The sequence below is a fragment of the Nonomuraea sp. CX421 genome, assembly GCF_059358955.1.
This window is the reverse complement of the sequence record NZ_JCADBK010000004.1, coordinates 474,922-494,174: the sequence shown is the minus strand read 5'-3', so window position 1 is coordinate 494,174 and position 19,253 is coordinate 474,922. Positions and strand designations below refer to the sequence as shown.

The 19,253-nt window shown below is 71.2% G+C and carries 14 protein-coding genes; 10 read left to right on the top strand and 4 right to left on the bottom strand.

Annotation, left to right across the window (positions count from 1 at the left end; genetic code table 11):
* Positions 1–48: 48 nt before the first annotated feature.
* The 3 genes from AC5L3X_RS11000 to AC5L3X_RS10990 form a co-directional block, all read right to left on the bottom strand.
* Entirely contained in the window at positions 49–1,164 is a 1,116-nt protein-coding gene (locus tag AC5L3X_RS11000) for an acyltransferase family protein (RefSeq protein ID WP_189126775.1), read from the bottom strand.
* A 275-nt stretch (positions 1,165–1,439) separates the two neighbouring features.
* Positions 1,440–3,053: an LCP family protein gene (locus AC5L3X_RS10995; RefSeq protein WP_494856746.1), complete on the bottom strand. Its 1,614-nt coding sequence runs from the start codon at positions 3,051–3,053 to the stop codon at positions 1,440–1,442.
* 138 nt (positions 3,054–3,191) lie between these two features.
* The gene (locus AC5L3X_RS10990) at positions 3,192–4,739 is read right to left on the bottom strand and encodes a hypothetical protein (RefSeq protein WP_494856745.1); all 1,548 of its coding nucleotides are present in this window, start codon (positions 4,737–4,739) and stop codon (positions 3,192–3,194) included.
* 85 nt (positions 4,740–4,824) lie between these two features.
* Here AC5L3X_RS10990 and AC5L3X_RS10985 point away from each other — a divergent pair, with 85 nt between their 5' ends.
* The 3 genes from AC5L3X_RS10985 (at position 4,825) to AC5L3X_RS10975 (ending at position 8,889) form a co-directional block, all read left to right on the top strand.
* Entirely contained in the window at positions 4,825–6,837 is a 2,013-nt protein-coding gene (locus AC5L3X_RS10985) for a hypothetical protein (protein WP_494856744.1), read from the top strand.
* Positions 6,838–6,932: 95 nt separating this feature from the next.
* Entirely contained in the window at positions 6,933–7,826 is an 894-nt protein-coding gene (locus tag AC5L3X_RS10980) for a glycosyltransferase family 2 protein (RefSeq protein WP_225262682.1), read from the top strand.
* 1 nt (position 7,827) lies between these two features.
* Positions 7,828–8,889, top strand: coding sequence for a glycosyltransferase family 4 protein (locus AC5L3X_RS10975; RefSeq protein ID WP_494856743.1), 1,062 nt, complete (start codon positions 7,828–7,830; stop codon positions 8,887–8,889).
* Here the strand turns inward: AC5L3X_RS10975 and AC5L3X_RS10970 are convergent.
* Entirely contained in the window at positions 8,790–9,749 is a 960-nt protein-coding gene (locus AC5L3X_RS10970) for a lysylphosphatidylglycerol synthase domain-containing protein (RefSeq protein WP_494856742.1), read from the bottom strand. The two genes, AC5L3X_RS10975 and AC5L3X_RS10970, sit on opposite strands and share 100 nt — an antisense overlap.
* A 1,177-nt stretch (positions 9,750–10,926) precedes the next feature.
* On the opposite strand from AC5L3X_RS10970, the gene AC5L3X_RS10965 reads away from it, so the two are divergent.
* The 7 genes from AC5L3X_RS10965 (at position 10,927) to AC5L3X_RS10935 (ending at position 19,158) form a co-directional block, all read left to right on the top strand.
* Positions 10,927–11,319, top strand: a complete 393-nt coding sequence (locus AC5L3X_RS10965; protein WP_494856740.1) for a hypothetical protein — start codon at positions 10,927–10,929, stop codon at positions 11,317–11,319.
* Between the two features lie 75 nt (positions 11,320–11,394).
* Positions 11,395–12,222 carry a class I SAM-dependent methyltransferase gene (locus tag AC5L3X_RS10960; RefSeq protein WP_494856738.1) on the top strand — a complete coding sequence of 276 codons (828 nt, stop codon included), beginning with the start codon at positions 11,395–11,397 and terminating at the stop codon, positions 12,220–12,222.
* A 32-nt stretch (positions 12,223–12,254) separates the two neighbouring features.
* Entirely contained in the window at positions 12,255–13,169 is a 915-nt protein-coding gene (locus AC5L3X_RS10955; RefSeq protein ID WP_494856736.1) for a lysylphosphatidylglycerol synthase transmembrane domain-containing protein, read from the top strand.
* A gap of 94 nt (positions 13,170–13,263) precedes the next feature.
* Positions 13,264–14,382 carry a glycosyltransferase family 4 protein gene (locus AC5L3X_RS10950; protein ID WP_494856734.1) on the top strand — a complete coding sequence of 373 codons (1,119 nt, stop codon included), beginning with the start codon at positions 13,264–13,266 and terminating at the stop codon, positions 14,380–14,382.
* An 18-nt stretch (positions 14,383–14,400) separates the two neighbouring features.
* Positions 14,401–15,495, top strand: coding sequence for a mannose-1-phosphate guanylyltransferase (gene manB, locus AC5L3X_RS10945; RefSeq protein WP_494856732.1), 1,095 nt, complete (start codon positions 14,401–14,403; stop codon positions 15,493–15,495).
* 148 nt (positions 15,496–15,643) lie between these two features.
* Positions 15,644–16,537, top strand: a complete 894-nt coding sequence (locus AC5L3X_RS10940) for a DNA-3-methyladenine glycosylase family protein (RefSeq protein ID WP_494856822.1) — start codon at positions 15,644–15,646, stop codon at positions 16,535–16,537.
* Between the two features lie 53 nt (positions 16,538–16,590).
* Positions 16,591–19,158: a bifunctional FO biosynthesis protein CofGH gene (locus AC5L3X_RS10935; RefSeq protein ID WP_494856729.1), complete on the top strand. Its 2,568-nt coding sequence runs from the start codon at positions 16,591–16,593 to the stop codon at positions 19,156–19,158.
* Positions 19,159–19,253 lie beyond the last annotated feature (95 nt).

Here is a 19,253-nt window from a genome sequence, read left to right as displayed (position 1 = left end):
CGCCGATGCTGAGCGGCCAGCGGGTCAGGGGCGTGAACGCGGGCCGAACTACCGCTTAACTTCCCTGGAGGGCCGGCGGTACAGCCAGGTCAGGCGAGGTTCGAGGACCCACTTGAACACCGTGCGCGTCTCGGGCAGGCACAGCACGATCGCCAGCGCGAAACAGCTCGCGCTGATCGCCAGCACGCCGAGCGGGCCGTACAGCCACGGGAACTCCAGCCAGCCCATCTCCTTGGCGATGAGCACGGGCACGCCGTGCAGGAGATAGCAGTAGAGGGTGCGGGTGCCGAGGTCGGAGTACCAGGTCTCCTTGCGGGGGATCAGCGCCAGGACCGCGAAGCACATGGCCAGCGCGCAGACCAGCAGCCCGGTGCGCACGCCGAGGCCCATCCACCAGGACAGGTCCATGTCCTGGTAGCTGTTCTTGTAGTAGAAGGGCTTCAGGCTCGCCTTGGGCGCGATGAGGACGGCCACGGCGGCGGCGGCCAACAGGACCACCGCCGAGAGGATCTTGATCCAGCGGCGGTTGAGCATCTCGAAGTGCTCGGGCTGCATCACCAGCCCGATGACGAAGAACGGCATCAGACCGAAGAAGCGGTCCATGCTGAAGTCGCCGGAGATCTGTGAGAACCCGGCGAACAGATAGATCGCGATCGCCACCGGGATCGGATATTTCATCCGCTTCCACACCGGCGTGGACAGCCGCCAGAACAGCAGTGCCAGCAGGTACCAGTTGAGCCACGCCGGGTCGATGATCGTGAGAGACCACTTCTGGCCCAGCGCGAAGCGCAGCGCGGCGTAGCCGACCTCCACGATCACGTAGGGGACGAGGAACGTGTCGACCAGCTTGTTGGTCTTCGCGTTGGAGTTCCAGAAGTTGCGTGACAGGTAGCCGCTGATGAGCACGAACAGCGGCATGTGGAAGGTGTAGACGAAGATGTAGAGCGTCTTGGCGGAGTCGGCGCCGAGCGTGGGCACCAGCGAGTGACCGATCACGACCAGCGCGATCAGGATGAACTTGACGTTGTCGAGGTAGGGGTCGCGCTTGCGCTTGGGCGGCTCTGGCTCGGGCTCCGGCTCGGCGTCGGGCCGCTCCTGCTCCGTGTCGCCCGGCCGCACGCCGCGCGGATCGGTCTGGTCGCCCCAGAAGGTCTGCTCGGGCAACGGCCAGCTGGCTCCCGTGCTGGCGGGGCCGGAGCTCTCGCCAGGGGCCTCCGGGCGTGCGGGGGGCGTGACCGGGGGAGAGTGCTTGGTCTCAGACACTACGGAGTCGCTCAGCTTCGCTCGGGGCCGGGGGAACGCGACAACCGCCACGCCTGACGAGAACCCTTGACGACGCGGGCGAGAGGTGTCGCCGACCCGCATTACATTATCCCGGCCGGACGGGTCCTGTCTCTCGCCTCGGTCGCCAGACCCCTGTTACACAGGGAATCCGGAGGTCAGGTGCAGACATTCTTCTGATCTGCGGTGATCGTGCTGTTATTGACACTGTCGGGGAGCTTGGTCACCTTGACCGCCTTGAAGTCACCGCCGACGATCAGTTGGATCACCGGCGTGCCCTTGGCCTTGGCCCCCTCGGAGGGCAGGGGCACCGGGGAGACGTAGGCGTCGGTGGTGGACGGGGTGATCTTGCCTGCGGTGGGCGCGGGCTTGGGGGTGACCATCCCGGCGAGCACGTTGGCGTAGTCGGCGCCGGTCGCGGCCCGCTTCGCGTAGCGGATCTGGGTGGTCGGCTGGGGCCGGCCGTCGGGGGCCGTGTAGTTGCCCACCCCGGTGACCTTGAAGCCCTGTTTGCTCAGCATGTCGGCGACTTCCTTGGCCTTGCCCATCGTCGTCGTGCCGTTGAGCACCTGGACCTGCACCTGCTCGGGCTTGATGGCGACCTTGGGCTTGCCGGTGCTCGCCGACGGCTCGGGGGTGGCGACCTCGGTGTCGCTCTTGATCGCGTTGAACAGCTCGTTGGCGTCGGGCTGCTTCCACACCACGCGGTTGGCGTCCTCGGGGTCGGGCATCCAGGGGATCGTGGTGAACGTGACCCCGCCCGCGGTCATCTTCTGGGCGCTCTGCGCGATCTGGATGAGCTGCTCGGGGTCCTCGGCTAGGTCGGGGTCCATGGTCACCGACTGGGCGGCGGCCTTGACGAAGCCGGGGAGCTTGACCGGGTTGGTGAGCAGGTCGCTGCTGGTGGCCTTCTGCACCACCTTGGTGAGGAAGATCTGCTGGCGCTTGATGCGCTGGATGTCGCTGCCGTCGCCGTACTTGCGCAGTCGCACGTAGCCGAGTGCCTGCTCACCGTTGAGGAGGCTCTTGCCCGGGGGGAGCGTGAGCTTGGAGGCCTTGTCGTTGACGCCCGATTTGAGGCAGATCTCGATGCCGCCGAGCGAGTCGACGATGTTCTTGAAGCCGCTGAAGTCGACCTCGACGAAGTGGTTGATGCGGATGCCGGTGAGGGTCTCGAGGGTGGAGATGGTGCACGCGATGCCGCCCGAGTTGTAGGCGGAGTTGATCATGTCGCGGCGGGCCGGCATCTCCTGCTTGGTCGTCTCGTTCTTGCACCTGGGGATCTGCACCATCGAGTCGCGCGGGAAGCTGACCAGCCTCGCCTGATCGCGGTTGGGCGAGATGTGCATGAGGATCATGGTGTCGGTGCGCTTGCCGCCGGCGTCGGCCTGCCTGGCCGTCTCCTGGCCGTATCTGGCGTTGCCCGCACCCGCCCGGGTGTCGGAGCCGACCAGCAGCACGTTGAGCGCGCCGGTGGCCGGAGGCCGCGGGTTGATGATGTCGTCCTTGATGCCCTTCTGCTTGATCTCGCCGAAGGCGTCGCGGTAGAGCGTGTAGCCGGTCAGGGAGCCGACGACCATCAGGCTGGTGGTCGCGATGCTCACCCAGGCCAGGATCCGCATCTTGCCGTTGCCGTTGCCTCCCCCGCGGTGGCGGCGTGGCGGCGGGCCCTCGGGAGGAGGTGGCGGCGCCGCCCGACGGGCGCCGCGGTGGCCGGGATCGGTCTGGGCGGTCCTGCGGTCCTCCAAGGACGCGCTCCTGTAGTCGTTCATGCGCCCCCTCGCCCAGTCCGTCGCGCGCCGGCTCGGTCTCTCTTTGCGCCACGAGACTAGGTCACGTACGGCGTACCCGCAGCCAGGACTGAGAGATCAGTCGTGACCCGGGCGTGATGATTCAACGCCAGATCATACTCAGAGCTGGACATTTCGTGGAATATCATGGGCAAACTCTTTGCCGTTCTCTGGCTCGCGGCTCCCGGACAGCGCGGCCGCCAGGCAGGCCAGAGGCACGGCCGGCAGGACGTACCTGTAGTCGAACTCGGCCACCGCCGGGGGCACCACCAGCAGGACGACCGCCGTCGACCAGGGCAGCAGCCAGCCGCGCGGGGCCGGGGCGCGCCGCCGGCGAGCGATCGCGACCACGGGCGGGACCAGCAGGATCACCAGCAACGCGGCGCCGGGCAGGCGCGCCACGTCCTGGTAGGCGCGCATCCAGCCGGCGTAGGGCTCGGCCACCTCGGTGCCGATCGGGCCCGCCTCGTAACGCCGGCCCAGCTCGACGCCCAGCCGCGCGGCCCAGCGACCCGGCGGAGGAGGTGACGCCGACGGGAACTCGTAGTAGTCGTAGATCTCCTGGTCGGGGTAGATCGGGCGGCCCCAGACGAAGGTGCGGCCGAGCTCCGTCAGCACCGAGGCCGCGTAGTCGAGCGGCTGGCTGCGGATGGCCAGCGCCGCGAACCGGGCCGCCAGGTCGTCGGTCTCCTTGGTGAACGTGATGCCGGGCAGCACGACCAGCGGGGAGTCCTTGGCCCAGAGATACTCCTGCGAGGGCGGCCGCCGCTCGGCGGGCCGCGGATCGCACAGCACCCGCAGCTCCGGCGGCGGATCCATCTTCGCGCAGTCGGCGAAGGACATCGTCCGGGCGTAGAGGAACGCGCCGTTGGCCCCGACCAGGCCGACCCGCTGGTAGGTGGCGTGGAACCAGGCGCCGTAGACGAGCACCGGCACCAGCGCGGCGGCCAGCAGCACCCCGGCGAACCTGATCCGGCCCCCGACCCGCCCCCCGACCCGCCCGCGCAGCACGAACCAGCCCGCCAGCACCACGATCAGCGGTTGCCCGACCGTCCGCGTCAGCGTGGCGGCGGCGAGCAGCAGCCCGATGGCCACGGCCGAGCCTGTCACGGCCGGGCCTGTCACGGCCGAGCGTCTGCCCGCCAGGCTCAGCGTCACGGCCGCCACGACCAGGAACATGAACAGCGTGTCGGAGACGAGCAGGTGCTCGACCTCGATCTGGTAGGCGTCGAGCAGCACCGGCACGGTGGCGAGCGTGGCCGCCCACCTGGGCGACCGGCACGCGGCCCGGTAGATCAGCACGCCGGTGGCCAGCCCGAGCAGGTGCTGCACGGCGGTCACCATGGCGAAGGAGTGGAACGGCTCCAGCAGCTTGAGGAACGCCGAGTAGCCCGCCGGGCGCACCAGGTCGGGACGCGGCCGGAAGACGGTGACGATGTAGGTGTAGGAGTCGGGGAACCACAACGCCGGGCGGTAGCCCAGCATGGTGAGCACGCGCAGCGCCGTGCCGGCGGCCAGGATCACCAGGAACCAGCGGTGTCGCCGCAGCGCCGGGAGCGCCCGCAGCCACGGGCGGGGGCCGGCGGCCGGGCGGCGCCTGGGGCCGGGGGAGCCGGCACCGGCGGGGTCGAGCTCTCCCGTGACCACCCGCACGACCTCCTGTTTCACCGGCTCCTCGGGTACGGTACCCGCGTTTCGCACCGCCCCGCGTCACCCAGGCGCGCCTCCCGGTTGGATACCCTCGCGATCACCGATGGGATCCGACCGGCTCGACCAGGCGCGACGGCCATCGGCGGGCCGGGTGCTCGCCGTGGTCTCGGTGCTGCCCGCCCTCGTGGTGGCCGGCTGGCTGGCGTCGGGGCTGGCGCTGCTGCTCCTCGGCCACTACCGGCCGCTGCCCGCGCTGGCCCTCGGGCTGCCGGTCATCGCCGCGTTCTGCGTGGTCGCGCTGCGTCACCTCGGCGACGTGGTCGAGGCCACCGCGCGGCAGGTCGCCGCGGTCGTCGCCGTCGCCGCCGGATCGACGGCCTTCAACCTGGTCATGCACGCCGAGGCGCTGATCGTCCGGCGCGACCCGGCCACCTACGCCCAGTACGCCGTCTGGCTCGCCGGGCACGGCTCGCTGCCGATTCCGGCCCAGGCCGAGGCGTTCGGCGGGCCCGACCCGTGGCTGGTCTTCGAGAGCGTCGGCTTCTACGGAGTGGACGGCTCGGTGGTGCCGCAGTTCATGCCGGGGCCGCCGCTGCTGTACGCCGCCGGCGCCTGGCTCGGCGGGTTGCTGCTGACGCCGCCCGTGCTGGGCGGGTTCGCGGTGCTCCTGGTGGCCGGGGTGACGGCCCGGCTGGCGGGCGGGCGGTGGGCGGCGCCGGCCGCGCTCGTGTTCGCGGTGAGCCTGCCGATCCTCTACACCTCGCGCACCACGCTCAGCGAGATCCCGTCGCTGATCCTGCTGTTCGGCGGCATCGCGCTGCTGCACGACGCGATGGCCGGGCCCGTGCCGCGCCGGGCGGCGGGCGCGCTGGCCGGGCTGGTGTTCGGGCTCGCGGTCCTGGTCAGGATCGACGGGCTGCGCGACGTGCTGCCGGTCCTGGTGTTCGCGGGACTGCTCATCGGGATGCGCCGGCTCGGCCGGCCGCCGGGGGCGATCGGGGCGCCGCTGCTGGCGGGGGTGCTCGCCGGAGCGGGGGTGGGGCTGTTCGCGGCGTACGAGCTGGCCGCGCCGTACCTGACCTACCTGTCGCGCTCGGTCCGGCCGCTGCTGATGATCTGCGCCGCCGTGCTGGCGCTCACCCTCGTCGGCGCCGCCCTGGCGCCGTGGCTCGCGCGGATCCGGCTGCCGCGCCGGCTGCCGGAGATCGGCGCGGCGCTGGTCGTGCTCGTCATGGCCGTTCTCGCCGCCCGCCCGTGGTTCCAGACCGTACGCCGGACACCGACGACGCGCGAAGACCGGCTGAACAGCCTGTTCATCGAGCAGATCCAGCGGGACAACGGGCTGGCCGCCGACGCCACCCGGCTCTACTTCGAGCAGTCGCTGCAGTGGGTGTCCTGGTACGTCGGGGCGCCCGTGATCGTGCTGGCCACGCTGGCGGCGGCCGTGCTGACGCGCCGGCTGCTGCGGGACGGCCGGCCGTTCGCCTGGCTGCCGGCCCTGGCGATCATCGGCTTCACCACGGTCACCACGCTGCTGCGCCCCGAGATCACCCCCGACCATCCATGGGCCTCCCGCCGCCTCGTCCCCGTCGTCATCCCCGGCCTGATCCTGCTCGCGGTGTGGGGGCTGGGCCTGCTGCGCGACCGGGCGCCGGGCAGGCGCTGGGTGGCCGTGCTGGGCGTCGTGCTCCTCGTGGCGCCGCCGGCCGTGACCTCGATCGGCACCGCGTTCACCCCGGTCGAGCGGGGCGAGCGGGCGGCCGTGGCGGCGCTGTGCGAGCGCATCCCGGCCGACGCCTCGGTCCTGATCGTCGAGCGGGTCACCGCTGAGCGCTTCACCGAGGTGGTGCGCGGCACCTGTGGCTTCCCGTCCGCCCAGGTGCGCCGGGTGGTCGACGACACGGCGCCCGACGCCGAGGTGCACCGGCTGATCCGCCGGGTCCGGGCCGCCGGCCGGGTGCCGGTCGTGCTGGGCGCGGACGCGGAGCAGGTCTCGGCGTACGGGTCGCCCACGCAGGTGATGGGCCTGGTCACCCGCCAGGACGAACGCTCTCTCGTCAGCCCGCCGGACGGCACCTGGTCGTTGCGGATCAACGTCTGGATGGCCGTGGGCTGATCGGCGCGCGGCGGTGATGTGGGCTCGGGGCCCTGCCGGGCAGAGTAATCTCGACGCACGTGAACACGCCCGAGACCCCTCAGAGTGGAATCACCGTGGAAGAAGCGCCATACGTCACGATCGTCCTGCCCTGTTACAACGAGCAGGACCACGTCATCGACGAGGTCGAGCGCATCACCAAGGCGATGGACTCGAGCGGCTACACCTACGAGCTCGTCGCGGTCGACGACTGCTCGACCGACGCGACGCTGGCCCGGCTGCAGGAGGCGGCGGACAGGTTCCCCTACCTGCGGGTGCGCGCCTTCCACCGCAACGGCGGCTCCGGCACCGTGCGCCGGATCGGCACCCAGGAGGCCAGGGGCGAGATCGTCGTCTGGACCGACGCCGACATGACCTACCCCAACGAGCGCATCCCCGAGCTGGTGCAGATCCTGGAGAAGGACCAGACGATCGACCAGGTGGTCGGCGCGCGCACCAGCGAGGAGGGGTCGCACAAGCTGCTGCGGGTCCCGGCCAAGTGGGTGATCCGCAAGGTGGCCGAGAAGCTGGCCGGGCAGAAGATCCCCGACCTCAACTCCGGGCTGCGCGCCTTCCGCAAGTCGGTGGCCAGGCCCTACCTGCGGCTGCTGCCGCCCGGGTTCTCGTGCGTCACGACGATCACGCTGTCGTTCCTGTCCAACCAGCACGACATCTTCTACCTGCCGATCGACTACGCCAAGCGGGCCGGCACCTCGAAGTTCAGCTTCGTCTCCGACGCCTACCGCTACATCCTGCAGGTGCTCCGGATGATCATGTACTTCAACCCGCTCAAGGTGCTCATGCCGCCCGCGCTGTGGCTGGTGGCGATCGGCCTGGTCAAGGGTGTCTGGGACATGATCCAGCACCCGTTCTACTTCCCCGCCAACACCGTGATGATCTTCCTGTCCGGGATGCTGATCGGGTCGGTCGCCCTGCTGGCCGACCTGATCGTGCGGTCGCGGGGCGAATAGCGTGCGCATCGCCATCGTCGGCCCCACCTATCCGTACAAGGGGGGCGGGGCGCAGCACACCACCGAGCTCGCGCACCGGCTGGCCGCGCTGGGCCACGACGTGGTGATCGAGTCGTGGCGGGCGCAGTATCCGTCGTTCCTCTACCCCGGGCAGCAGACGATCTCCGCGCCCGAGGGCACGCCCTACCCCGCGACCCTGCGCGAGCTCGACTGGCGCCGGCCCGACGGGTGGTTCGCCGCCGGACGGCGGCTCCGGTCGGCCGACCTGGTGGTGCTCGCGGTGCTCAGCCCGGTGCAGGTGCCCGCCTACCTGGGCATCCTGGCCGGGCTGCGGCGCGGGGCGCGGACCGTCGCGCTCTGCCACAACGTGCTGCCGCACGAGCGCAAGCCGTACGACCGGCCGCTGATGAAGGCGCTGCTCAAACGGGTCGACGGCGTGCTGGCCCATTCCGAGCAGCAGGCCGCGCTGGCCCGCACGCTGACCTCCCGGCCGGTGAGCGTGGCGGGGCTGCCGCCGCACCTGCCGTCCACCCACGCCACCCCCGGCACCGGGGTCCACCACCGGTTGCTGTTCTTCGGCATCGTCCGCCCCTACAAGGGGCTCGACCTGCTGCTGCGGGCCCTGCCCGAGGGGGTCGGCCTGACCGTGGCCGGTGAGTTCTGGGGCGGGCTCGACGGTACGAAAGCGCTGGTCGACGAGCTGGGCCTGGCCGACCGGGTGGAGCTGCGGCCCGGCTACGTGGCCGCCGAGGACGTGCCCGAGCTGTTCGCGCGGGCCGACGCGCTGGTGCTGCCCTACCGGCAGGCGACCGCGAGCCAGAACGTGTGGCTGGGCCACGAGCACGGCGTGCCGGTGATCGCCACCCGGGTCGGCGCGCTCGCCGACCACGTCACCGACGGGGTCGACGGGCTGCTGGTCGAGCCGGGCGACGTCGGGGCGCTCCGCCGGGCGATCGAACGCTTCTACGCCTCCGGTGAGCCCGAGAGGTTGCGGTCGGGCGTCAAGGCGGTCGACCCCGAGCCCTTCTGGTCGGCGTACACGGGCGCGCTGCTCGGCGCCTGACGGCCCAGCAGCCACGCGACTCCCGCCGCCACGGCGTCGGCCAGCGTGAACGCCAGCCGCGACACCACGGCGACCGCCAGCGCCGCGGGCGTGCCGATGAGCGGGGTGAGCACCAGCACGAGGGCGCCCTCGCGCACCCCCACCCCGGCGGGCACCACGAAGAAGAGCAGCCCGGTGGCCCAGGCGAAGGCGTAGGCCCCGGTGGCGATCACGTAGAGGTCCCACCGGCCGGCGAGCAGCCAGATGTGCAGGCCGTACACGAACCAGCCGAGGGCGGTCCACGCGACGGCGACCAGCACCGTGCGGCCGGGCAGCACGCTCTCCAGCGGCTCCTTGCGGGCGAGCCGCAGCGCCAGGTTGAGGCCCCAGGTGAGCAACCGGGGATGCAGGCCGACGACGATCAATGGCAGGAGCAGCAGGAGATACCAGGCCTCGCGGACGGCCTGCTGGGAGGCGAGCGTCGCGGCCGCGATCGAGATGGCCACCCCGAGGTTGATCACCAGGGCCAGCGAGATGCAGGCGAACGTCCGCCGGGGCGGGCTGCCGTGGTCGCGCCCGAGCTCCATCATCGCCGCGTACGCCCAGACCGAGCCCGGGATGTACTTGCCCAGCTGGCCCACGAACATGATCCGACCCGTCACTCTCAGTGATAGCGGCGAGCCGAGCCCGGCCAGCACCTCACGCCAGGCCACGAGCATGCAGAACTGGCCCAGCAGCACCGCGCCGAACGCGCCGAGCACCGCCCACGGCGACAGCCCGCCGACCGCCGCCAGGGTGGCGTCCCAGTTGCGCGCCAGGCCGTAGCCGAGGAAGCCGAGGGCGACCAGCGCGAGCGATGCGCGCAGCAGGCGGCGAAACATCCGCCCAGGGTACGCGCGCACCCCTACCGGCGGGTAGGGCCCAGGTTCGGAAGTCATCCCGGGTCGTCGCGATGGAATTCCGGTGGACCGCATACTTACGCATGGTCGCTTTACGAATACGGAGAGTGAAAAGACTTCGACGGCCACCTTCCGGCGCCGCGACACGTGCCGGGCAACACGCCGGGCCGCGAAATTTTACCTTCCCCGCTTCCGCGGCCACGGAGGCCTGATCGATAATCCGTGGCCGGTTCTGTGCGGCGAAATGTAAATCAATGTCCGGGCGTAATCGGCCGACCGGTCGATTGTCTGTGAGAAGAGTTCTCGGTGCGCTGTGGTTCTATTTTTCGGGAGTGGGTCAGGGGGGCGCCGCAATGATCGGGAGGGCGCTCCTCGGGATCGACCCGAACTGCTCGGTAATTGAAATCTAGACGAAACTCGCGTGGTGTTTCGAGCCATCTGGGCGGCGATCGTGCGGATTGACGGTCGGGCTCCGTGCCGCCCTGTTGTGCTTCGGCGTACTTTTATGCGATTTATTGGGAATTGGAGTCTGGGGCAGGGGGATCAAACTGGTGCATAAGCCGTCAAGTGGGTGCCGAGATCCCTACCTTCCGTAGGCGGACACCTACTCCTAGCAGGGGGTTTGGCCTCGTCGGGCTGTTCTGGGCCCTTCGGGCCGGTTGGGAGATGTACGATTAAGTGATTCGACTTGCGACCGCCGCCCGGTGGTCGTGGTCGGACAGGGGCGTGGCGGAGTCGCCGCTCATTGTGCGACGCGACGCCGTCCCTTCCCGATTCCGAGGCGACTATCTGTTGAGTCCAGGTGGGCATCGGAATGAAGAGGTCTTCCGCGGCAACGGGAGGCCTCTTCGCATTTCCGGCCCTAAGTCGACCGGTCCGAAAGCGACTTCGCGCGAAAGAAAGTCCGCCGACATCCACGCGACTTTCATCATGGACCGGCGGATCCTCGGCGCTCCGGTCATGTGGCGCGAGGCGGGCCGAAGGTGTCACACTCCCTACAAGGAACTTCCGCGAATCGTTCTTGTTTGCCGACAGGCGTTCCACGGGATTCCGCAGGCCAGTGCCGACGGCCATGACCAGCCGTGTCAGGTGCCCACCTGGACTCAACGCATACACCACCACCCATCGTCGTTTCGGTATTCGCGGAAAGGACAACACGATGACCGCGTCGACCACGCCTGCCTCGGGCAGGGACCAGAAGTGCGACAGGCCCCGGAAGTTCGGCGGAGCCCGGAAGTTCGGCAGGATCCGTAAGTCCGGCGAGGGCGGGAGCCCGGCCGGCCGGTCGTCCGGGAGATCGCGTGCCTCCCGGGCGATCGTGTTCGCCAGCGTGCTGCTCACCCACGTGGCCTTCGTGGTCACGCTGCTCCCGCACGGCTACGACCTCTGGATCGTCCTCGGGGCGGCCACCACCACCTGCGTGGCCGCGGGCCAGGTGACGCGTACGGTCACCCTGGGTCAGGACGTGGCGGAGGCGCCCGGCTCGCTGCTGAGCCGGATGGTGGCCTGCTGGATCCGGGCCGTCGTGGCGAACGTGCCCACCGCCGAGTGAGGGCCGGCGTGCGCCGGGCGATGCCGCGGCCGGTTCGACGGCCGGGGGCGCCCGGCGCAGGTACTGTTGGGCGGCGTGGGTAAGGAACGCGTCGCGCAGCTCGAATACTCCGAGTTCCAGTCGGCCATGCTCGACGAGGACAAACGCCGGCGCAAGGCCGCGAAGATCATCGCGGTCCTGGAGCACTTCCACGGGCCGCTCACCGGGCTGACCGTCGGCGACGTGGGCTGCTCCGCCGGGTTCATCGCCGACGAGCTGGCCGGAGCCGGCGCTGCCCGCACCCTCGGCATCGACATCGACGTGCCGGGGCTGCGCCGGGCGGCCGACCGGTTCGGCGGGCGGGTGGCGTTCGTCTGCGGCGACGGCACCGCGCTGCCGTTCCCCGACGGCTCGATCGACGTGCTGGTGTTCAACCACATCTACGAGCACGTGGTCGACCCCGACGGCGTGGTGGCCGAGATGCACCGGGTGCTGTCCGACCGCGGGGTGCTCTACCTGGGCCTGGGCAACCGGCTGGGCGTCATGGAGCCCCACTACAAGCTGCCGTTCCTGTCCTACCTGCCGCCGGCGCTCGCCGACCGCTACGTGCGCGCCTCCGGTCGCGCCGACCACTACTACGAACGCTTCCGCACCCGCCGGGGCCTGCGCCGGATGCTGCGCGCCTTCCACGTCTGGGACTACACGTTCCCCGTGCTCGCCACGCCTGCCCGCTTCGCCGGCTCCGAGTTGTTCCCCGGCGCGCTCGGCCGGGTGGCGCGGGCCGTGCTCGGCCGCACTCCGCGGGCCGTGCTGCGGCTGCTGCTGCCGCTCGTGCCGACCTACCTGTGGGTGGCGACCAAGACGCCGCACGCTCCGGCGGGCGCCGCGCTGCCCAGGCCGCCCGAGCGGGTCCGCCCGCTGTGAGCGCGGCCGGACCTCCAGGGCCGCGCCCGGCCGTGAGCGGCGGACACGAAGCCCTGCCCGCGGGTCCGGCCAGGGCCCGGCGCCCGCTCCTGCGGCGGGTCCTGCGCCTCGGGTTCCTGCTGGTCGCCCTCGGCTTCGGCGGGTGGGCCGTGGCGAGGCAGTGGGACGCCGTGCTGGCCGGGTTCGCCAGGCTCAGCCTGCCGATGGTCGCCGCCTCGCTCGGCGCGGTCATCGCCGCGCTGCTCGGCGCCATGCTCACCTGGCGCACCCTGCTGGCCGATCTCGGCTCGCCGCTGCCGTTCCGCCCCGCGACCAAGGTGTTCTTCGTGGGCCAGCTCGGCAAGTACATCCCCGGAGCCGTGTGGCCGGTGATCGCCCAGATGGAGATGGGGCGTGACCTGGGCGTGCCCCGATCCCGCAGCGCGGCGGCGTTCTTCCTGATGATGCCGGTCCAACTGGCCAGCGGGCTGCTCGTCGCGCTGGCCACGCTCGGCTGGGACCGCTACGGCTGGTTGCTGCTGCTCATCCCGGTGCTGCTGGTGCTGCTCGAACCCAAGGTGATCAACGGCCTGATCGGCTTCGGGCTGCGCAGGCTCAAGCGCGAGCCGCTGGAGCGCCCGCTCACCCGGCGGGGGATGCTGACCGCGCTCGGCTGGGCGCTGGCGGGCTGGATCTGCTACGGGCTGCATCTCTACTTCGTCTTCCCGCAGGGTGGCCTGATCTTCGCCGTCGGGGCGTTCGCGCTGTCGTGGTGCCTGGGCATCATGACCTTCGTGGTGCCGGCCGGTGCGGGGGTGCGCGAGGTGGCGATGGTGGCCGTGCTGTCACCCGTGCTCGACGCCGGCTCGGCGATCGCCGTCGCCCTCTGCTCGCGCATTGTCATCATCATTGGGGACCTGATCTGCGCTGGTTTGGCGGGGATGGCGGCTCGTCGCCGCCATGGGTGATTTAAGCCACGATTTGGGGGAGGCTGGTCATAAGCTGAACCCCAGAGGGGGACGCCGGATCCCACGTTGATCTTGAGGGGAGAAGATCTACGTAATGCCTCGAGTGCTCGTCGACGCGGCGGCGGTCCCCGCGGACCGTGGCGCACTGATCAGATATGTGGACGGGCTGGTCTCCGGGCTCGACCGCGCGGGAGCCGACCTCGTGGTCGTCTGCCAGCGGGCCGACGCCGGAAAGTACGAACGGCTGGCGCCGTCGGCCCGTGTCATGCCGGGCCCGGTCGCGATCACCAACCGGGCCGCCCGGCTCGCCTGGGAGCAGACCGGTGTGCCGTTGCTCGCCCGCCAGGCCGGGGCCCAGGTCATCCACGCGCCCTACTACTCCATCCCGCTCCGCTCCGGCCTGCCCACGGTCGTGACGGTGCACGACGTCACCTGGTTCACCGACCCCGAGCAGCACGGCGCGGTCAAGGCGTCGTTCTTCCGCTCGGCCACCCGCACCGCCGTCCGCCACGCCAACCGGGTCATCGTGCCGTCCAAGGCGACCAGGGAAGAGCTGGTGCGGGTGCTCGCCGCCGACCCGACCCGCATCGACGTCGCCTACCACGGCGTCGACCAGACGCTGTTCCACCCGCCCACCGACCTGGAGAGGCGGCGCTCGGCCGAGCGGTGCGGGCTGCACGGCCGGCCGTACGTCGCCTTCCTCGGCGCGCTCGACCCCCGCAAGAACGTCCCCAACCTGATCCGCGGCTTCGCCGCCGCCGTCAAGAACCTCGACGAGCCGCCCGCGCTGGTGCTCGGCGGCGGCGTGCACGAGGACGACGTCGACGCGGCCTGCCGCGAGGTGGAGGCCACGGTCAAGGTGGTGCGCCCCGGCTACCTCGGGGTGCCCGACCTGGCGGGGTTCCTCGGCGGGGCGGTCGTGGTGGCGTTCCCGTCGCGCGGCGAGGGCTTCGGGCTGCCGGTGCTGGAGGCGATGGCCTGCGGGGCGCCGGTGCTCACCACCCACCGCGCGTCGCTGCCCGAGGTGGGCGGCGACGCCGTGGCCTACACCGAGCCCGACGCCGACAGCATCGCGACCGCGCTCGGGCAGCTGCTGGCCTCTCCCGACAGGCGCCTGCGGCTGCAGGAGGCGGGGCTGGCCAGAGCCCGTGAGTTCACCTGGGAAGCCTCGGTCGAAGCCCATCTCAGCTCCTATCAACGAGCCATCGAATAGTTCGGTAGCCTCACCGGGATGATGGAGAGTTCACTACCGGCCCTTGAGGCGATTCTGCTGGTCGGAGGGCAGGGCACACGCCTGCGTCCGCTGACGCTGGGCACGCCCAAGCCCCTGCTGCCGACCGCCGGGGTGCCGTTCCTGGCGCACCAACTGGCTCGTGCCCGCTCGTTCGGGGTGCGCCGGATCGTCTTCGCCACGTCGTACAAGGCGTCGATGTTCGAGCCGGTCTTCGGTGACGGCGCGGCGTTCGGGCTCTCCATCGAGTACATGACCGAAGAGACGCCGCTCGGCACGGGCGGCGCGATCCGCAACGCCGCCGAGGCGCTGACGTCGGCGCCGTCCGACCCCGTGCTGATCCTCAACGGCGACATCCTGTCCGGCCACGACATCGGCCTGCAGGTGCGCGAGCACCTCAGCCGCGACGCGGCCGTCACGCTGCACCTCACCGAGGTCGACGATCCCTCCCGGTTCGGCTGCGTCCCCACCGACGACGAGGGCCGGGTGACGGCCTTCCTGGAGAAGACTCCCCACCCGGTGACCAACCGGATCAACGCCGGCTGCTACGTCTTCACCCGTTCGGTCATCGACCGGATCCCGCGTGGAGAGGTCGTCTCGGTGGAGCGGGAGACGTTCCCTGGGCTGATCGAGTCGGGCGAGCTGGTCCTGGGCTACGCCGACCGCACCTACTGGCTCGACGTCGGCACCCCGGCCGCCTTCGTCCGCGGCTCCAGCGACCTGGTCCTCGGGCGGCTCGGCTCGCCGGCGCTGCCCGGCCCGCCGGGGGAGTTCCTCGCGCTCGACGGAGCGTCGATCTCCCCGGAGGCCAAGGTGCACGGCGGCTCGGCGGTGGGCTCCGGCGTCGTGGTCGAGGCCGGGGCCGTCGTCTCGGGCAGCGTGCTCTGCGACGGCAGCGTGGTCCGCTCGGGCGCCACCGTGGCCGACTCCGTGATCGGCGTCGGCGCGCGGGTGTGCTCGGGGGCCGTGGTGCGTGACGCGGTGATCGGTGACGGCGCCGTGGTGGGTCCGGGCAACGAGTTGCGGGCCGGGATCCGGCTGTGGCCGGGCGTCGAGCTGCCGGAGTGCGCGGTCCGCTACTCCAGCGACGTCTGACCTGCCCTCAAGACTCCAGTGACGTTCTGACCTGCCTTCAGGGCTCCGGCGGCCCCTGACCTGCCCGCGGGGCCCCGGCGGCGGCTGATCCGGCCTTCGGACTCCGGCGTCTGGTCCGGGTCCCGGGGCGGGGCACACTGGACACGTGATGGAGCGCAGGTGGACGCCCGAGGGGCCGCTGGACGTGGAGCTCGCGCTGAGCCCGCACCGGCGCGGTTCCGGTGACCCCGCCTGGCGCAGGACCCTCGACGGGGCCGTGTGGCGCACCTGCCGCACTCCCGACGGGCCCGGCACGCTCAGGGTGAGCGTGGCGGCCGGCACCGTGGCCGGGCAGGCGTGGGGGCCAGGAGCCGGGTGGCTCCTGGAGACGCTGCCGGCGCTGCTCGGCGCCGATGACGACGTCTCGGGATTCCGGGTCGAGCACGAGGTGCTGGCCGACGTGGCCAGGAAGCACGCCGGGCTGCGCATCGGCAGGACCGGCCGGGTCATGGAGGCCCTGGTGCCCGCCGTGCTCGAGCAGAAGGTCGTCGGCCGTGAGGCGTGGCGGGCCTGGCGCTGGCTGCTGCACCGCTACGGCGAGCCCGCCCCCGGCCCGGCGCCCGACGGCATGCGGGTGATCCCCGAGGCGGAGGTGTGGCGGCAGATCCCCTCCTGGCACTGGCACAGGGCGGGGGCCGAGGCCGTACGGGCCCGTACGATCGCCACCGCCGCCTGGCACGCCGCCAAGCTGGAGGCGGCCGGCACCACCGAGGAGCTCGACCGGTTGCTGCGGGCGTTGCCCGGGATCGGCGTGTGGACGTCGGCCGAGGTGCGGCAGCGGGCCGTCGGCGATCCCGATGCCGTCAGCGTGGGCGACTTCCACCTGGCCAAGATCGTCGGCTATGCGCTGACCGGTGAGACGACCGACGATCCCGGGATGCTGCGGCTGCTGGAGCCCTACCGGGGACACCGGCACCGCGCCGCGGTCCTCATCACGCTCACCGGCCTGCGGGCGCCCGCGCGGGGGCCGAGGATGCCCGCGCGCGACTACCGCTCCTTCTGACGACCGCCCCCTGAGTGCGCTCGGCGAATTCAGACACACGTAGTGTTCCGTACATGAGTCTCGTCAGTGATTCCGCCCTCCGTCGTGCGCTGGCCCGCGCGCGAGACGGGAAAACCCTCGACGTCACCGAGGCGACCGTGTTGCTGCACGCCCGAGGCGCGCACCTGGACCCGCTTCTCGACCACGCCTCCCGGGTGCGGGACGCCGGGCTCGCCGCGGTCGGGCGGGAAGGGGTGATCACCTACAGCCGCAAGGTGTTCATCCCGCTGACCAGGCTGTGCCGCGACCGCTGCGGCTACTGCACCTTCGCCACCGCGCCGCACAAGCTGGAGGCGCCCTTCCTGAGCCCCGACGAGGTGCTGGAGATAGCCCGGCAGGGCGCCGCGATGGGCTGCAAGGAAGCGCTGTTCACGTTGGGGGACCGGCCGGAGGACCGCTGGCACCAGGCGCGGGAGTGGCTCGACGCGCACGGCTATGACGACACGCTCTCCTATGTGCGGGCGATGGCGATCAGGGTGCTGGAGGAGACCGGGCTGCTGCCGCACCTCAACCCGGGCGTGCTCGGCTGGCGTGACCTGCAGCGGCTGAAGCCCGTGGCGCCGTCGATGGGGATGATGCTGGAGACGACCTCGCGGCGGTTGTTCGAGGAGAAGGGCCAGCCGCACTACGGCTCCCCGGACAAGGACCCCGAGGTGCGCCTGCGCGTGCTGGAGGACGCCGGGCGCTCCAACGTGCCCTTCACGACCGGGATCCTGATCGGCATCGGCGAGACCGTCGAGGACCGCGCCGAGTCGATCTTCGCGATCCGGCGGGTGGCGCGGGAGTACAACGGCGTCCAGGAGGTCATCGTGCAGAACTTCCGCGCCAAGCCCGACACGGCCATGCGCGGCCTGCCCGACGCCGACCTGCAGGAGCTGGCGGCCACGATCGCCGTGGCCCGGCTGGTGCTCGGGCCGCGGACGCGCCTGCAGGCGCCGCCCAACCTGGTGGACTCCGAGTACGAGCTGATGATCCGCGCCGGGATCGACGACTGGGGCGGCGTCTCGCCGCTGACGCCCGACCATGTCAACCCCGAGCGCCCCTGGCCGCAGATCGACGACCTGGCCGCCCGCACCGAGGCCGCCGGGTTCCGGCTGCGCGAGCGGCTCACCATCTATCCCGAGTACGTGCTGGCCGGCGAGCCCTGGCTGGACCCGAGGCTGTTCGGTCACGTCCGGGCCCTGGCCGACCCCGACACCGGGCTGGCCCGGGAGGACGCGGTGCTCGAAGGGCGGCCGTGGCAGGAGCCGGACGGCGGCTTCGCCCCCTCCGGGCGGGTGGACCTGCACGTCGAGGTCGACACCTCGGGACGCACCGCCGACCGCCGCGACGACTTCGACCACGTCTACGGCGACTGGGACGCCCTGCGCGACCGTCTGGACCCCGCCGCGAAGGGGAGCGTCACCGCGAGCACGCCCGCCGAGGTGCGTCAGGCGCTCAGGAAGGCCGGCAGCGACCCCGCCGGGCTCACCGACGCCGAGGCCGTGGCGCTGCTGTCGGCCGAGGGCGAGGCGCTGGAGGAGCTGGCCGGCCTCGCCGACGAGTACCGCAGGCAGGCCGCGGGCGACGACGTCACCTACGTGGTCAACCGGAACATCAACTTCACCAACGTCTGCTACACCGGCTGCCGGTTCTGCGCGTTCGCCCAGCGCCGCACCGACGCCGACGCCTACACGCTGAGCCTCGACCAGGTGGCCGACCGGGCCGAGGAGGCCTGGCTGGCCGGCGCGACCGAGGTGTGCATGCAGGGCGGCATCCACCCCGACCTGCCCGGCAGCGCCTACTTCGACATCGCCAGGGCGGTCAAGGCCAGGACACCGGACATGCACGTGCACGCCTTCTCCCCGATGGAGGTCATCAACGGCGCCAGCCGTACGAACCTGTCGATCGAGGAGTGGCTGCTGGCCGCGAAGGAGGCCGGGCTCGACTCTCTGCCGGGGACCGCCGCCGAGATCCTGGACGACGACGTGCGGTGGGTGCTCACCAAGGGCAAGCTGCCCACCAGGGAGTGGATCGACGTCATCACCACCGCCCACCGGGTGGGCCTGCCGACGACGTCCACGATGATGTATGGCCACGTCGACACCCACCTGCACTGGGTCAGGCACATCAAGTTGATCAGGCGGTTGCAGGAGGAGACCGGCGGGTTCTCGGAGTTCGTGCTGCTGCCGTTCGTGCACACGAGCGCGCCGATCTACCTGGCGGGCGTCGCCCGGCCGGGCCCCACCGCGCGGGAGAACCGCGCCGTGCACGCGCTGGCCCGCATCCTGCTGCACGGCGCGATCGGCAACGTCCAGTGCTCCTGGGTCAAGCTCGGCGACGACCTGTGCCGCCAGGTGCTCCAGGGCGGGGTGAACGACCTCGGCGGCACGCTCATGGAGGAGACGATCAGCCGGATGGCCGGGTCGGAGAACGGCTCGTACAAGACGATCAGCGAGCTGCGCGAGATGGCGGAGCTCAGCGGGCGGCCGGTCACGCAGCGCACCACCGGGTACGGCCGGCCGAGCGCCGAGCGACTGGCCGCCTCCGAGGCGAGTGACGGCGTCTGCCAGAGCGTCCGAAGGGTCCTGCCGATGGCGTAGGTATAACATGTTCTAGATTGCACTTGCGCCCGCTATGGGAGTCGCTGGAAGAATCGTCACTCCCCTGGAGAGAGGTTCACCCGTGCGGTTGGGTC

What these genes read in the sequence shown, in the direction of transcription:
- AC5L3X_RS10995 (WP_494856746.1), bottom strand. Translation starts at nt 3,053, where the DNA reads ATGAACGACTACAGGAGCGCGTCCTTGGAGGACCGCAGGACCGCCCAG.
- AC5L3X_RS10985 (WP_494856744.1), top strand. Translation starts at nt 4,825, where the DNA reads ATGGGATCCGACCGGCTCGACCAGGCGCGACGGCCATCGGCGGGCCGG.
- AC5L3X_RS10970 (WP_494856742.1), bottom strand. Translation starts at nt 9,749, where the DNA reads ATGTTTCGCCGCCTGCTGCGCGCATCGCTCGCGCTGGTCGCCCTCGGC.
- AC5L3X_RS10965 (WP_494856740.1), top strand. Translation starts at nt 10,927, where the DNA reads ATGACCGCGTCGACCACGCCTGCCTCGGGCAGGGACCAGAAGTGCGAC.
- AC5L3X_RS10950 (WP_494856734.1), top strand. Translation starts at nt 13,264, where the DNA reads ATGCCTCGAGTGCTCGTCGACGCGGCGGCGGTCCCCGCGGACCGTGGC.
- manB (WP_494856732.1), top strand. Translation starts at nt 14,401, where the DNA reads ATGATGGAGAGTTCACTACCGGCCCTTGAGGCGATTCTGCTGGTCGGA.
- AC5L3X_RS10940 (WP_494856822.1), top strand. Translation starts at nt 15,644, where the DNA reads ATGGAGCGCAGGTGGACGCCCGAGGGGCCGCTGGACGTGGAGCTCGCG.
- AC5L3X_RS10935 (WP_494856729.1), top strand. Translation starts at nt 16,591, where the DNA reads ATGAGTCTCGTCAGTGATTCCGCCCTCCGTCGTGCGCTGGCCCGCGCG.